The sequence below is a fragment of the Proteiniclasticum ruminis DSM 24773 genome (genome assembly GCF_000701905.1).
Classification (GTDB): domain Bacteria; phylum Bacillota; class Clostridia; order Clostridiales; family Clostridiaceae; genus Proteiniclasticum; species Proteiniclasticum ruminis.
Genome location: NZ_JNKC01000001.1, coordinates 664,806 through 679,872, shown reverse-complemented (window position 1 = coordinate 679,872; position 15,067 = coordinate 664,806). Strand labels below are relative to the sequence as shown.

12 protein-coding genes and 1 riboswitch are annotated in these 15,067 nt (G+C 44.3%); of the genes, 10 read left to right on the top strand and 2 right to left on the bottom strand.

All coding sequences use genetic code 11. The annotated features are described in order from the left end of the window. Positions 1-4 precede the first annotated feature (4 nt). From T487_RS0103290 to T487_RS0103255, 8 genes are all read left to right on the top strand, one after another. On the top strand, positions 5-1,534 hold the full coding sequence (locus T487_RS0103290) for a tripartite tricarboxylate transporter permease (RefSeq protein WP_036909050.1): 1,530 nt from the start codon (positions 5-7) through the stop codon (positions 1,532-1,534). A gap of 172 nt (positions 1,535-1,706) precedes the next feature. Next, entirely contained in the window at positions 1,707-3,755 is a 2,049-nt protein-coding gene (locus T487_RS15725; RefSeq protein ID WP_051651460.1) for a glycoside hydrolase family 28 protein, read from the top strand. Positions 3,756-3,777: 22 nt separating this feature from the next. Further along, positions 3,778-4,875 carry a glycoside hydrolase family 88 protein gene (locus T487_RS0103280; RefSeq protein ID WP_031573998.1) on the top strand — a complete coding sequence of 366 codons (1,098 nt, stop codon included), beginning with the start codon at positions 3,778-3,780 and terminating at the stop codon, positions 4,873-4,875. 11 nt (positions 4,876-4,886) lie between these two features. Next, a complete protein-coding gene (locus tag T487_RS0103275) occupies positions 4,887-5,732 on the top strand; it encodes a sugar phosphate isomerase/epimerase family protein (RefSeq protein ID WP_031573996.1) in 846 nt (281 codons plus the stop codon). Positions 5,733-5,771: 39 nt separating this feature from the next. After that, positions 5,772-6,656, top strand: a complete 885-nt coding sequence (gene garR, locus T487_RS0103270; RefSeq protein ID WP_031573993.1) for a 2-hydroxy-3-oxopropionate reductase — start codon at positions 5,772-5,774, stop codon at positions 6,654-6,656. A gap of 71 nt (positions 6,657-6,727) precedes the next feature. After that, positions 6,728-8,245, top strand: coding sequence for a galactarate dehydratase (gene garD, locus T487_RS0103265; protein ID WP_036909047.1), 1,518 nt, complete (start codon positions 6,728-6,730; stop codon positions 8,243-8,245). Positions 8,246-8,271: 26 nt separating this feature from the next. Beyond that, positions 8,272-9,168 (top strand): dihydrodipicolinate synthase family protein, encoded by an 897-nt coding sequence (locus tag T487_RS0103260; protein ID WP_031573987.1) that lies wholly within the window; start codon positions 8,272-8,274, stop codon positions 9,166-9,168. Positions 9,169-9,179: 11 nt separating this feature from the next. Next, positions 9,180-10,424 carry a glycerate kinase type-2 family protein gene (locus T487_RS0103255; protein ID WP_031573985.1) on the top strand — a complete coding sequence of 415 codons (1,245 nt, stop codon included), beginning with the start codon at positions 9,180-9,182 and terminating at the stop codon, positions 10,422-10,424. 94 nt (positions 10,425-10,518) lie between these two features. Here the strand turns inward: T487_RS0103255 and T487_RS0103250 are convergent, their stop codons facing one another. Continuing rightward, positions 10,519-11,085, bottom strand: a complete 567-nt coding sequence (locus T487_RS0103250) for a GNAT family N-acetyltransferase (RefSeq protein WP_031573983.1) — start codon at positions 11,083-11,085, stop codon at positions 10,519-10,521. Between the two features lie 4 nt (positions 11,086-11,089). Beyond that, positions 11,090-12,073 (bottom strand): NADH:flavin oxidoreductase, encoded by a 984-nt coding sequence (locus T487_RS0103245; RefSeq protein ID WP_031573981.1) that lies wholly within the window; start codon positions 12,071-12,073, stop codon positions 11,090-11,092. A 259-nt stretch (positions 12,074-12,332) separates the two neighbouring features. Continuing rightward, a riboswitch (Lysine riboswitch) is annotated at positions 12,333-12,483 on the top strand. A gap of 72 nt (positions 12,484-12,555) precedes the next feature. Between T487_RS0103245 and lysA the strand changes: the two genes are divergently transcribed. Both lysA and T487_RS0103235 read left to right on the top strand, forming a co-directional pair. Then, on the top strand, positions 12,556-13,845 hold the full coding sequence (gene lysA, locus T487_RS0103240) for a diaminopimelate decarboxylase (protein ID WP_031573978.1): 1,290 nt from the start codon (positions 12,556-12,558) through the stop codon (positions 13,843-13,845). A 10-nt stretch (positions 13,846-13,855) separates the two neighbouring features. Next, positions 13,856-15,058 (top strand): aspartate kinase, encoded by a 1,203-nt coding sequence (locus T487_RS0103235; protein ID WP_031573974.1) that lies wholly within the window; start codon positions 13,856-13,858, stop codon positions 15,056-15,058. Positions 15,059-15,067 lie beyond the last annotated feature (9 nt).

Below are 15,067 nucleotides of genomic sequence, written 5' to 3'. Positions count from 1 at the left end.
AATAATGGAATATTTTTTATCAGCTCTGCTTTTATGTCTACAGCCAATTAATTTGATTTTGATCATTGGTGTTGTGACCTTAGGAATCATCTTTGGTGCAATTCCCGGATTATCAGCTACACTTGGAATTGCATTACTGTTACCAATAACATTTGGATTGTCAACAGAAACCTCCTTTATCATTCTGTTGGCTATGTGGATTGGTGGTGTATCGGGAACGTTTATATCTGCAGTTCTTATCGGTATACCAGGATCATCTTCTGCCATTGCCACCTGCTTTGACGGTTTCCCCATGACCCAGCAGGGCAAGGCTGGAAAAGCGCTGGCCATTGGTATTGTAGCTTCCTTCATAGGAACTTTGGGTTCTGTAATCATTGCGACTTTTCTTTCCCCGATCATAGCTGAATTTGCCCTGCACTTGGGACCCTGGGAATACTTCTCGCTTTGTCTTTGTGCCATCACATTGATCGCATCTTTGTCCAAAGGGATCATTTTCAAAGGAATCATGGCAGCTGGAATCGGCTTGCTTATCGGCAGCATTGGCATGGATCCCATTAACGGTGCAACAAGGTTCACTTTTGGGAATCCATACTTCGGAGCAGGCATAAGCACTGTTGCCCAGATGCTTGGAATGTTTGCCATGTGCCAGATCATCCGTGATGCAGCCAAAGGGCAGGCGAAGATGCCTGAAATTGATGCGGGTGAAATTAAAGGCTGGGGGATCTCATTCAAGGATATCTTCACCAATATAAAGACAATCATAATCTCATTTTTATCCGGACTCTGGATAGGCTTTCTACCAGGTATGGGATCGGGTATTTCAAATATGGTTGCCTACGGTTACGCCAAGAGCTCCAGTAAGGACCCTGACAGCTTCGGTAAAGGTAATCCTGCGGGTGTCTGGGCATCTGAAACAGCCAATAATGCATCTATTGGTGGTGCGTTAATCCCGATGATGGCGCTGGGTATTCCTGGTGATGGAATCACTGCGATGCTGATCTCAGGACTCACCATCCATGGATTACAGGCAGGGCCGCTGTTTATGTCTGAAAAACCAGAACTGACCATGCTGATCTTTGTATGTGTAATTGTCTCAGCGATTATTACCTTTGCGATACAGATGATCTTCAAGAGATGGTTTCCATATATCCTCAAGATTCCCTATCATTACCTCTACTCCGTAATCCTTGTTATCTGCTATATCGGTGGGTTTGGAATTTCCAATACGATGTTTAATGTGTATGTGATGCTGGGGCTTTGCTTGCTGGCGATCTTTATGAATGTTGCAGGTCTTCCGCTTTCGCCGTTTGTCCTTGCGTTCATTCTATCTGGAAAACTAGAGCGGTATTTCAGACAAGGAATCAGTTATTCACATGGTAGCTATTCAGATTTCTTCACAAGACCTATCTCATTGATCCTACTTCTTCTAGCGGTTTTCTCCGTGGTCTGGCCGCTTATATCCAATCATCTAAAGAAGAGTAAAATCGCCAAAGCCGTTTCCGTAGGAGAATCTGAAGATATCAATGATGATTAAAGACACTATTTAGTATTATTAATATCAACTGAAAATAGATTATATCTTACAAAGTGGTCTTTCGGGTTTTTGCCGTCCAGTCATGTATGGTGCTGAATGAATGGTGATTCATCAGTTAAGTCTATGTTGATTCCGGTGGTATATCGGATTTGCTTTCAAGGGAGGAGTATAGATGGATAAGTTTTTTTTACGCAATAAAATTCTGGAAACTATAGCACACCCTGAAATTCCAACCTGTGTGTATGAAGCGTCAGATTTCGCCATATATCCAAGTGAAGCGGAGATTCAGACCGTCAAACTGCAGAGTGCCATGGAGTCTATTTCAGAACGGGGAGGAGGCCAGCTGGTATTACCGTCCGGTGTGTTTTACACTGGTGCGCTAAGTATGAAGAGCAAGGTTGAACTGTGCCTTTCCAGTGAAGATACGGTTTTGAGGTTTACGACAGCGGATATTGAGAGAAACTATCCTTTGGTCTATTCTCACTGGGAGGCTACACCTTGCATGAATTTCAGCCCCCTAATCTATGCAGATTCTGTTCATGACATTTCAATTTCTGGCCATGGAATCATCGATGGTGGCGCTGACAGCGGCCATTGGTGGAACTGGCATCATCAGGTTGAGAACACCTGGTCTCTGGATAAAGCGGATCTTCAGCGTGAGGACCGGAATGCTCTGAGGCTGATGAATGAGATGGGTGTATCTGTCCGAGATAGAGTCTTTGGAGCTGGACATTATCTGAGACCAAGCTTTATCCAAGTCATCCGAAGTGAAAGAATTCTTATCGAGGGTGTTCGCATAATAAACAGCCCCATGTGGGTGATCAATCCTGTTCTATGTAGGAGTGTAATTATTGATGGAGTGCGAATTGAATCCTTTGGACCCAACAATGACGGATGCGATCCTGAAAGTTGTAATGGTGTTTGGATCAAGAATTGTACGTTTGATACCGGTGATGACTGCATCAGTCTGAAGTCTGGAAGAGATAGAGATGGTCGGGAGATTAATGTGCCCTGCGAGAATGTGCTGATTGAGCATAATCTCTTTTCAAATGGCCATGGTGGCATTGCCCTGGGTAGTGAGATGAGCGGAGGCATCCGCAAGGTGCTTGCTATTGGCAATGAGTTTACAAGTCCTAACCTTACCTATGCACTGCGTCTCAAGACCAATGCTAAGAGAGGCGGATTCGTTGAGGAAATCATCTTTGCTGATACTACCATCAAAACTGTATCTGGTGCGGCGATACATGGAACAATGCTTTATGAAGATGGCCACAAAGGTAGCTTCTATCCTGTTTTCCGGAATATATCCATTGAAAACCTGACATCTTCAGGTGGTGACTATGGCATTTTTTTGGAAGCCTTCGAAGAAGTTCCCATTGTAGGCCTAGTGCTTAAGAATATTCACATCACTGGTGCAAAACAGAGTATATATAGCAGAAACTGGAAAAACCCCCATATTGAGAATTTGAGCATTAATGGCACAATGTACCCCAGACCTGAATATGTCTGGATCCAAGGTGTTCCAATTGCTGGAGATGAGGTTCGTGCTGGAGTGAAACACACGAAAGAAAGTCAGAATTTTCAATTTATATGGGAGTCCTCTAATGATGGGATTCATTGGCAGTATTTTTCTGATCATCAGGAGGTGATAGTACCACATGATATCAGATTTCTGAAGGTAACCGTAAAAGATGACTTTGGTTATTTGGAGTCGAGTATCCCATACATAGTGCTGGACCAAGGAGGGGAAACACTGACAATTGCCAGAGTGAGGTGCCGTGGAGGACTGGAAAGAACTGAGATCACTGATTTCCAGAAGTTAATCACAAAGGATCAACTCATGAGGATTCTTTATGGCCTGTTTTCTGATAGACGTACTCAGCCAGTACAGGGCGAGGAGATTTATTCATTTGCAAAGTCAAGGGGGTTTTTGCCAAGCGATGAGGACTGTCAGTATGCCAGGGGACAGTTCATTACCAGGCAGGAATTGGCCTCAATAGCAATGCAGGCTTGTGGAGCCAGCTATAAAAATGCCTCGAGTACAATGCCGGTTTGTGGAGATATAGATAGAATAAAGCCGAATTTCGGAACAAACATTTATAGAGCATTATATTTTGGCTTTATGCAGCTGGAGGATGGAAAGTTCTATCCGGAAAAATACGTGACGGTTCATGATGCAATTGACACAATTTCTTTAGTTGCGGATTTTGCGGGATTATAGATATAGATTGAAGGAGATAATTATGTGGTTAGAGTACTTTGAACAATATGCGGAAAATAAACTGTCGCTTTTTCTGAAAGCGAAACCTTGGAACTATAAAAATGATATCTGTATGATAGGGTTTAAGAAACTTGCAGATGCCACTGGGGAAACCAAGTGGAATGATTATATTCTCAAATCAGGTTCTTACTTACTTAAAGAAGATGGTACCATAGACAACTGGTACAACGGGGAGAAGAACTCAGACAAGGTGAGCTTTGGAAAGACTTTTAGGATTCTACATGAGATAACAAAAGATTCCAGATATCTGTTAGGAATAGAGGAAGCATACAGAATGCTGGAAGGATACCCAAGAACAGAGACAGGGAACTTCTGGCATAAGGATATTTATCCTCATCAGGTTTGGCTGGATGGCTTATACATGATTATGCCGTTTTATGCCCAATCACTCATCGAGTTCCATGAGAATACCTGGGACGATATTTTTGATCAGTTCCAAAATGCGCATAAATTATTATGGAACAATGAGTTGAAGCTATATACCCATGCCAATGACTGTTCCAGACTCTCGGATTGGTCCGATGAAACTACAGGGCAAAGTCAGGTAGTATGGCTAAGAGCAGTGGGGTGGTTCTTCATGGCCTTGGTAGACACTTATGAGATTTCATGCAAAGAAAGCGACAGAGCAGAAGAACTGAAATTGATTCTGGGAGATGCTTCTCGGTATATGCTGAACTACTTGGATACAGATGTAAATATGTTTCATCAGATCGTTGACAGGAAAGACCTTCAGGACAATTATCATGAAACTTCAGGTAGTGCCATGATGGCCTATGCTTTCATGAAGGCCTCAAGGTTGGGACTTCTTGAAGGGAAGTATGGACAAATCGGCAGCAGCATTCTGGATGGCATTAAGAACAGATATCTGACCCGTGAAGAAGGAGTACTTACCTTAAAGGGGATCTGTGCCAGTGCCGGATTGGGACCTGGACCGGACAACCGGGAAGACAGGGACGGGACGCCTGAGTATTACTTGAGAGAAAAACAGATGGATGATAATCAGCATGGTACTGCTGCATGTATGATGGCTGTCAGTGAACAGCTGCTAAGAGTGAACTGATGGAGACGGGAATGATTCAACTGGGATTAAGACTGCACGATTCACACAAATTACCCATAGAGAATCTGCTGCCCAGAGTGAAAGAAAGTGGATTTTCCTGCGTCCATCTGGCTCTTAGAAAAGTGCTTGAGAATTTGCCTTGCACCCCCTCATCTTTGACACCAGGTTATGCAAGTTATCTAAAAAAACTATTTGAACGAAACGGATTGGATATCGCGGTATTGGGGAACTACCTGAATCTTGCACATCCAAGTGATGAAGTCATTAGGAATTCCATTGAAAGCTACTACGCACATATCCGATTTGCATCCCTTCTAGGGTGTGGTATAGTCGGCACGGAAACTGGAGCACCCAATATAGAGTATAAGTTTTCGGAAGAATGCAGAACCGACAAGGCGTTCTCCACTTTCCTCAAAAATTTCAGACCCATCGTCAAATGTGCGGAGCAGTATGGAGTGACTATTGCGATCGAACCAGTCGTCAGGCACATTGTGTGGAGTTCAAAACGCTGCAGACAGGTGTTGGATGAAATTGGCTCTCATAATCTGAAAGTCATATTTGATCCGGTGAACTTACTGGAGCTTGATAATGTGGACAGAAGAGATGAAGTGATCCATGAAGCCATTGAACTGCTGGCACCAGATATTGCCATGATTCACCTGAAGGATTATATCAGGGTGAATGAAGGACATGGGCTGAAGTCCGTAGGTGCAGGTACGGGTGAGATGGACTACGCGAGGATCATGAGCTTCATCAAGAAGGAGAAGCCGTATATCTATGCTACGCTGGAGAATACGACTGTAGAGAATGAGATTTATTGTAGAGATACTATTTTACGTGCCTATGCCGATGCATAAAGGCAGTTGTAGAAGTCTGAATGAAGGAGAAGTATATTTATGAAAATTGGATTTATTGGTCTAGGAATCATGGGGAAACCCATGAGTAAGAATCTTGTAAAGGCAGGGTATGATCTTGTAGTCTACGACTTCAATCAGGCAGCACTGGATGAGTTGGCAGAACTTGGTGCCAAAGCCGCCTACAATACTAAAGAAGTAGCAGAGGAATGCAGTGTGATTATAACCATGTTACCCAATTCACCGCATGTCAGAGCGGTTGCCCTTGGGGAAAATGGAATCATTGAGGCTGCAAAATCAGGATCGATCCTGATAGACATGAGTTCTATTGACCCGACAGAAAGCAAGGCCATTGGGGCTTCACTTCTTGAAAAGGGCATCAGGATGATGGATGCGCCAGTCAGCGGTGGAGAGCCGAAAGCAATCGATGGAACTCTATCAGTGATGGTAGGTGGAAATAGAGAAGATTTTGATGCGTATTATGGTATGTTGATGACCATGGCTGGATCTGTAACCTACGTTGGTGAACTTGGCGCAGGAAATATCGCAAAGCTGGCAAATCAGATTGTGGTAGCCTTGAACATTTCTGCAGTTGCTGAAGCTTTGATCTTTGCACAGAAAGCAGGTGCAAATCCGGAGAGAGTCTATGAGGCCATCAGGGGAGGTCTTGCGGGATCCACTGTAATGGATGCTAAAGCACCACTTATGCTGGCCAGGAAATTTGATCCTGGATTTAGAATAGAACTTCATATCAAAGACCTGAATAATGCCATCAATGCTGCACAATCGGTGAGTTCTCCAGTTCCTATGACCATCCAAGCCATGGGGATTCTGCAGAACTTGAAAGAAGATGGATTCGAGAAAGATGATCACGGTGCGATTGTGAAGTATTACGAAAAGCTTGCCAATACGATACTGAGAAAGTAATACAAATGTGAAGAGCTATCCGATGGTGAATATACCATTGGATAGCTTATCTTAAAAGGATGGTGAATATCATGAAAGAAATCTCTAACAAAAGTCTTGTAAAAGTACACCCCCAGGACAATGTTATGATTGTTGTATCTTCAGAGGGGCTAAATAAGGGTGATATCATTGAAGGAATAGAAGTGCAAGAAGATATCCCTCAGAGTCACAAAATGAATCTAAATGATTTAAAAGCAGGTGATCCAGTCATTCGTTATAACGAAATCATCGGATATGCGAATATGGACATCGATAAAGGCAGCTGGATTACAGAACACAGACTGAATCTTCCTACGCCACCGAGGCTTGAAGATTTAAAGCTTGCAACAGCTGTGCCTGAAAAGCTTCCACCACTGGAAGGGTACACATTTCTTGGATACAGAAATCCAAATGGCAGTGTAGGGACTAAAAATATGCTTGGAATCACTACTAGTGTGCAATGCGTTGAAGGAGTTCTGAATATCGCTGTGAAAGAACTGGAGAAGAAACTCGCAGACTATCCGAATGTTGATGGTATTATGCCAATCAATCATAACTATGGCTGTGGAGTGGCGATATCCGCAAAAAATGCAGAGATACCCATAAGGACAATCAAGAATCTGTCCGAGCATCCCAACTTCGGTGGTGAGATGCTGTATGTTGGGCTTGGTTGTGAGAAGATGATTCCTGAAAGAGTATTTATGGATCTCAAGGACAATAATTACGTCATGCTTCAGGAACTTCATGGTTTCCATGCAATGGTGAGAGAAATTGTTGATAAAGGTGAAGAGATCCTAAAAAGACTTAATAGCAGAAAAAGAGAAGTCTGTGATGCGAAGGAGCTGGTCATTGGTCTGCAATGTGGAGGAAGTGATGCGTTTTCGGGTGTTACAGCAAATCCTGCAGTAGGTTATGCATCAGATCTTCTTGTGCGTTGCGGTGCAACAGTTCTTTTCTCTGAAGTCACGGAAGTCAGAGATGGAGTACATCTTCTGACACCTAGAGCAGAAACTGTAGAAATTGCTGAACAGATTCGAGAAGAAATGGCCTGGTATGATGAATATCTCGACCTAGGACATGTGGATCGGGATGCAAATCCGACACCGGGCAATAAGAAGGGCGGGCTTGCTAATATTGTGGAGAAGTCACTGGGTTCTATTGCGAAATCGGGCAATAGTGCTATTTCGGATGTGCTTGGTCCAGGACAGAAGGTAAGAAAAAATGGTTTGATTTTTGCTGCAACACCTGCCAGCGACTTTGTTTGTGGAACGCTTCAGATGGCATCAGGCATAACTCTTCAGGTATTTACAACTGGACGAGGAACACCTTATGGACTCAAAATGGTTCCGGTGATAAAGGTCTCCACTAGAAATGAGCTGAAGGAAAAGTGGTTTGATCTGATTGATGTTAATGCTGGCACTATTGCCACAGGAGAGTCGACAATTGAAGATAAGGGTTGGGAAATATTCCGTCTGATATTGGATATAGCATCTGGCAGAGAAAAATGTTGTGCAGACAAGCTGGGCATTGAAAATGCCATCTGTCTCTTTAATCCTGCGCCAATTACATAAGATAAAAAGATTTAGGGGGAAATATTTTGGATATTAATGATTTAAAAGGTGTAATTCCACCAATTGTGACACCAATTGATGAAGATGAGAATATAGACGAGCAAGGGCTGATCAGAGTGATAGACCATGTTCTTGCTGGGGGTGTCCATGGTATATTCGTAATGGGCAGCAATGGTGAGTTTTATGCCATGGATGAAGAGAATCAGAGAAAGGCAATTGAAATTACGGTCAGACATGTTAATGGTAGAGTTCCGGTCTATGCAGGTGTAGGTGAGATTACAACAAAGGCTTGTATCAGACTCGTTAAGCAGGCGGAAGAAGCAGGAGCTGATGCTGTAACATTGCTTACCCCAATGTTTATAAAACTCTCCGATCAGGAACTATATGACCATTTCAGAGAAATCGCAGAGAGCACTAAACTGCCTGTCCTTCTCTATAATAATCCAGGAAAAACAGCAAACAATATTTCGGTAAAACTCGTTAGAAGACTTGCTCAAATTGATAATATTATAGGAATAAAGAACACATCACTGGATTTTGCGCAAACAATCAAATTTATTGATGCGACAAAAGACATAGAGAACTTTAAAGTGCTTGCAGGTTCAGATTACTATATCTATGCAACCCTTGCATACGGTGGTGCTGGGTGTGTGGCTGGAACTGCAAATGTAGCGCCTGCACTTGTATCTGATATTTATGAGAAGTTTGCATCTGGAGATCTGGAAGGATCACTCAAGGCTCAATATGATTTGATCCCTTTAAGAGATACTTATGATTATGGCAGTTTTCCAGTAGTTATGAAAGACTGTCTAAATCTAATGGGGCTTAATATCGGTCATCCAGTCAAACCAATTCAGCACTGTACTGAAGATAAAATGGACGAGATTAAGGAGATTCTCCTGAATCTAGGTCTTATTTCCTAAGGAGAAAAGAGATGAATATAAGCAAAGATGCAAGAAGCATCATTGATCAGTCGATTCAAAGTGTGAAACCTGATGAGGCAGTAATCAGTGCACTTGAGGGTAGAGTTTTTGGTGGGAAAGTCGTAATCATTGCTATTGGTAAAGCGGCATTCAATATGGCCGAAGCAGCTTATGGAATTCTTGAAGAACAGGTAACCGGCGGGGTGGTCATTACAAAATATGGACATGCCAAAGGAACTATTGGAAATCTTGAAATTGTGGAAGCTGGACATCCCATCGTAGATCATAATTCGGTCATAGGGACGAAAAAAGTTCTTGAAGTCACTGAGAAACTGGGTGAGGAAGACCATGTAGTTTTCCTTGTCTCAGGAGGAGGATCTGCACTTTTTGAGCTTCCGATGGAGGGTGTGGAACTGGAAGAAATCATGGATATCACCGATCAGCTTTTGAAAAGCGGAGCGGATATCGTAGAAATAAACACAGTTCGTAAGCACCTTTCAAAAGTTAAAGGCGGAAAGTTTGCTGAGCACTGCAGTAATACCAATATATTGTCTATTGTACTTTCAGATGTTATCGGAGATCGACTAGACGCAATCGCTTCTGGTCCTGCGTATAAAGACTCTTCGACAAGTGCTGAATCATTGGAAATTATCAAGCGGTATCAGATCATGGTTGAGCCACACATAATTGATGTCTTAAAAATTGAGACACCAAAAGATATCAGAAACTGTGAAACGGTCATTGCTGGAAGTGTCACAGCTCTTTGCAGAGCTGCTGAAGAAGCAGCATCCAAAAAGGGCTATACTCCATACCTTCTTTCATCTACTATTGATTGCGAAGCGAGAGAGGTGGGGCGATTTTTCAGTGCAATGGCGAGAGAAATCAGAAATGGATCATCTTCCTTTAAAGCACCATGCGCCATCATTGCGGGTGGAGAGACCATTGTTAAAGTCAAAGGGAATGGGCTTGGAGGAAGAAATCAGGAGCTTGCTCTTTCATGTGCACAAGGAATCGAAGGGCTGAAAGATACACTGTTCTTCTCTGTTGGTTCTGATGGAACGGACGGTCCTACTGATGCAGCTGGAGGCATGGTGGATGGAGAAACCACAGGAAAAATTAGAGATTCAGGGATACCACTTGAAATCTTTCTAGATAATAACGACAGTTACCACGCTCTGGAAAGGGCAGGTGGACTCATTAAAACTGGTCCAACTGGCACTAATGTCAATGATCTTATGGTTTTGATTGTTAAATAGATTTATTTAACGGATTGGTCATCATAAGAAAGAAGCTTATCCAAGTGAGATGGATAAGCTTCTTTCTTTTCAATCATTTAGCGCTTTTTTTCCACTACTCCGAAATGCGAAGATCCATGAGCAGTTCATCGAAGTATTCACCCCGTATGAGGAAATAGTCTTTATGGACACCGATCTTCTCAAACCCCAGCTTCTCATAAAGACGAATGGCGGTTTCGTTGTCTGCTTTGACGCCAAGGCTCACAGTGCGGATGGTGCCTGAGTTTTTTGCAAAGGTGAGAAGCTCTTCCATCACATGACGGCCTATACCTTTCTGCCAATGGGCTTTTTTCACAGAGAGGGCAATCTCGGCATTATGAGCAATTCTTTTTCTTGGTAAGCTGCTGATCTGTGCCACGGAAACAATCTCAGAATCCAAAAGGCCCAGGAGCATCAGTGTACCGGACTGGCTTTCAAGGCTCTTGAGATAGGAAGTTTCCTGCTCCACCGTCAGTGGAAACTCATTTTCGCCAAAAAGCAGATTGTCGCTTTCTCCCCCCACTTGGTTCAGGTAGGAGATCATACTCTTTGCATCTTGTGCTTCAGGTGTTCGGATGGTCAGGAGTTCTCCGTTTTTTAGAAGACGTTCCTTTGGTTTATATAGATTTTTACCCTCAGTCAATTCATCAGCTCCTTAAACGTTCCAGCTCTTTTCTTAAGAACCCAGAATCCTTGTAGATGGCTCTACCGATACCGATGAGATCGGATTCTCCTTTTAAAAGGAGTTCTTCAGCAGCATAAAGATCGGTGATCCCTCCCGTCAGAAGTACAGGAATTCGGATATGCTTTTTCAGCTCTCCGGTAAGGTCACGGAAATAACCTTGTGTGTTTTCATGGGGATTGGTGTATCCTGCAAACCCTCCAGAGACATCCAGAAGATCCAGTCCCTCTGCTTCCAGAATCTTCGCGGTTTCCACAGAGTCTAGGAGTGTTGTGCCACCTTCCTGATAATCAGAAGCCCCCAGCCTTAGAAAGACGGGGTAGGATTCTCCAACAGCCTCGCGGACAGCCCTCAGCACTTCCCGGTGGATCCTTCTCCTGTTTTCAAGAGATCCGCCAAAGGCATCGGTTCTTTTATTGGTCAGAGGAGAGTAGAACTGATTGAGAAGATATCCGTGGGCGGAATGGATTTCCACTGCATCAAATCCGGCTTCTTTTGCTCTTCTGGCAGCAGCACTGAAATCTGAAATCACTTTCTTTATGTCTTCATCCGTCATCACCCGCACTTCCTTCTCCGGATGACTGGATACCCCAAAGGGCACCACAGATGCGTCGCTGGGTCTTGCATACATCCCGGCATGATTGATCTGAAGGCAGGAGAAAGCTCCATTTTTTCTAAGAAGATCCGAAAGTGCTCTTAGACCTTCCACATGATGGTCCTTGGAGGCGGAAAGCTGATTTTTATTGGCACGGCCTTCTTCAGAAATGAAGCTGTGCTCCACGATCACAAGCCCCAGGTTCTGATCTTGTGTTTTTTCGTCATAATAGGCAAGAATCTCTTCACTCATGGAACCATCGGCCTTCGCCTTGGCCGTGGCCATGGGCGGCAGTGTCAGCCTGTTCTTCAGGGTGAATTTTAGAGTGGGGAGGGGCGTGAGGAGTAGACTCATAGGGCATCATCCTTTCAATCTTTATGTTCAGAATCCACATTTCTGCAAATAGGCCACGAGGGAATAGTACATAACAACAGTATACGGAATTCATGTACACTTGTATTGTATTTTCTGAAAGTTTTTCACGCATATAATTGTTTACATGGCTACACATTGAAAGACAATTTAGCAAATTCATAATTATGCAGAAAAAAGTGCATTTTTCTTTGACAGTTTGCATAAATACAGGTAAGATAACAATAATTTAATTTAGAAGCTCTGTGAATTGAGGCTGCGTCATGTCAAGAGTACCGGAAGATCCGGGAAAGGGGCTGACGCCGAAGTACACTGTACTGGGTCCATGCTGAAGAAGTATGGGACTGTTTCCCTACCGTTGCCCAATGGTTTGGAAGTGCGCATTCACAAGGCAGGGCGATTGCAGGTTTTTTCGTGACCGTGAGCATTCGCTCACGGTCATTTTATTTTTAGGAGGAAAAACGATGCAGCTTTTTGGTACACAGGAAATCAGAAATAACCAGTTCTATATGGGTGGCGTATCCATGGAGGAGCTGAAAGAAACCTACGGGACCCCCCTCTATGTCATGGATGAACAAGCGCTGACAGAAAATATGCGCCTTTTTCAGGAGTCTTTTCGGCATGAGAGGCTGGACACAGAGGTAATCTATGCCTCGAAAGCCTTTATGAACCGTGCCATGGTGCGGCTTCTCAAAGACTCAGGTCTTTCATTGGATGTGGTGTCAGGAGGAGAACTCTATACGGCTGCAAAGGAGGATTTTCCAAGGGAGAGGATCTATTTCCATGGAAACAACAAATCTCCGGAGGAAATTGCCTATGCCCTGAAGGAAGGCATCGGCACCTTCATTGTGGACCATGAGCTGGAGTTTCAGAGAATCGCACTGCTCCTAAAAGGAGATAGAAGACCTCAAAGAATCCTGCTTCGTGTAAATCCGGGGATTGAAGCGCATACCCACGAATACATCAGCACCACAAAAAACGACAGCAAGTTTGGTCTCAGTATTTTTGATGAAGCAACCGCAGATTTCATAAAGAAGATGGCATCTGATCGTCGTTTTGATTTTCGGGGTCTCCACTGTCATATCGGTTCTCAGATCTTTGAAGAAGAGTCTTTTCTGAAAGCTGCAAAGACCATGGTGGAGTACATGAGAACTCTTTCGGAAAAAGGCGTTCAGGTGAGAGAGCTGAATCTTGGTGGAGGATTTGGCGTACATTATGTGCAGGGAGATGAGCCTCTTAATCTGAATAAGCTGTTTGAAAAGCTTTTGGCGCAGCTGTATACCTTGCTGGAGAAAGAAAATCTTCTGCCGGTGAAGATTATGATTGAACCGGGAAGAGCCATCACAGCCACTGCAGGGATTACACTCTATGAGGTGGGCAGTGTGAAGAAAACCTTTGGCGGGATGCACTATGTGTTTGTGGACGGCAGCATGGCAGACCATATCCGCACGGCTCTCTATGATGCCAGATACACCGCAAAGCTCACGGGGCGCATGATGGATCCGCAATCTGATACTTTCCGTGTCACAGGGAAGGCCTGCGAGTCCGGAGATATTCTCGTGAAGGAGGTTCGGCTCCCTCTTCCAAGGCCTGGAGAACTCCTGGCGGTGTTCTCCACAGGGGCTTATCACTACTCCATGGCTTCAAACTACAACAGGCTGACAAAGCCTCCAGTGGTATTTGTCAAAGATGGAGGCTCCAGGCTTGTGGTCCGGCGGGAAACCTATGAAGACCTCATTAGAAATGATCTGTAGGAGGCATGGTATGCGATCTGTTGTTAAATTTGGCGGCTCTTCTGTAGCCGATATAGAAAAAATGAAAACCATTGCCAGATATCTTCGTAATCGAAGTATTTCTGGGGAAGAGCTTGTGGTGGTGGTGTCCGCCATGGGCAAAACCACCAATGCACTGCTGTCCATGGCCCGGGAAGCTGCACAGAATCCATCCAAAAGAGAAATGGATATGATGCTCTCCACAGGGGAGCAGGTCTCCATCGCCCTGCTCACCATGATTCTTGAAGCAGAAGGACAAGAAGCGGTATCTCTTACGGGATACCAGGCTGGAATTCTGACGGAGGGTCTTCATACAAGAAACAAGATCAAAGACATAGACATAGGAGTCATTGAAAAGCACCTGTCTCAAGGAAAGGTAGTAGTGGTGGCAGGGTTTCAGGGATATAACCGGGAAGGCGAAATCACCACCCTCGGGCGAGGAGGATCGGATACCACGGCGGTGGCCCTGGCAGCCAAGCTCTCCTGTCCCTGTGAAATATATACAGATGTGGATGGCATCTATGGTGTGGATCCCAGAATCTATCCCAAGGCCAGAAGGCTTGCCAGCATCACCTATGAGGAAATGAAAGAAATGGCTTTTCTCGGGGCCAAGGTCATGGAACCAAGGTCTGTGGATATTGCTCATCATTATGGCGTCAGGCTTTATGTGGGAAGCTCTTCCGAAGGAAAGCCCGGAACAGTGATACAAGAAGGAGAGAATAGTGTGGAAGAACGAAGCATCACCGGAGTATCGGTGCTGGAAAATATCATGATGGTGACCATCCATCCATTAAAAAATGTCAGTGAAAATACTGCAAAGATTTTCAGTAAACTGGCCAAGGAGGAGATCAATGTGGATATGATCTCTCAGAGTCCTTTACCTGATGGGAGCGTTTCGGTGTCCTTTACGGCATCAGCGGAAGAAGAGCCCGTGGTCAGAACCCTTCTGACAGAACTTCTCTCCTCCATGGAGGGGGTGGAGCTCTCCATTCGGGCGGATATCCTGAAGCTCTCGGTGGTGGGTTCCGGCATGAGAACTCAGAGTGGTGTGGCGGCAAGGCTCTTTGAACTGTTCTCGGAAAATGCCATCACTTTTCTTCAGGTCACCACTTCAGAGATCTCCATCTCCTACACTTTGGAAAAGAAGTACAAAGACCAGGCGGTTCAGCTCATCGCGGATGCCTTTCATCTATAGGGGGATTTT

What these genes read in the sequence shown, in the direction of transcription:
- T487_RS0103290 (WP_036909050.1), top strand. Translation starts at nt 5, where the DNA reads ATGGAATATTTTTTATCAGCTCTGCTTTTATGTCTACAGCCAATTAAT.
- T487_RS15725 (WP_051651460.1), top strand. Translation starts at nt 1,707, where the DNA reads ATGGATAAGTTTTTTTTACGCAATAAAATTCTGGAAACTATAGCACAC.
- T487_RS0103280 (WP_031573998.1), top strand. Translation starts at nt 3,778, where the DNA reads ATGTGGTTAGAGTACTTTGAACAATATGCGGAAAATAAACTGTCGCTT.
- T487_RS0103275 (WP_031573996.1), top strand. Translation starts at nt 4,887, where the DNA reads ATGATTCAACTGGGATTAAGACTGCACGATTCACACAAATTACCCATA.
- garR (WP_031573993.1), top strand. Translation starts at nt 5,772, where the DNA reads ATGAAAATTGGATTTATTGGTCTAGGAATCATGGGGAAACCCATGAGT.
- garD (WP_036909047.1), top strand. Translation starts at nt 6,728, where the DNA reads ATGAAAGAAATCTCTAACAAAAGTCTTGTAAAAGTACACCCCCAGGAC.
- T487_RS0103255 (WP_031573985.1), top strand. Translation starts at nt 9,180, where the DNA reads ATGAATATAAGCAAAGATGCAAGAAGCATCATTGATCAGTCGATTCAA.
- T487_RS0103245 (WP_031573981.1), bottom strand. Translation starts at nt 12,073, where the DNA reads ATGAGTCTACTCCTCACGCCCCTCCCCACTCTAAAATTCACCCTGAAG.
- lysA (WP_031573978.1), top strand. Translation starts at nt 12,556, where the DNA reads ATGCAGCTTTTTGGTACACAGGAAATCAGAAATAACCAGTTCTATATG.
- T487_RS0103235 (WP_031573974.1), top strand. Translation starts at nt 13,856, where the DNA reads ATGCGATCTGTTGTTAAATTTGGCGGCTCTTCTGTAGCCGATATAGAA.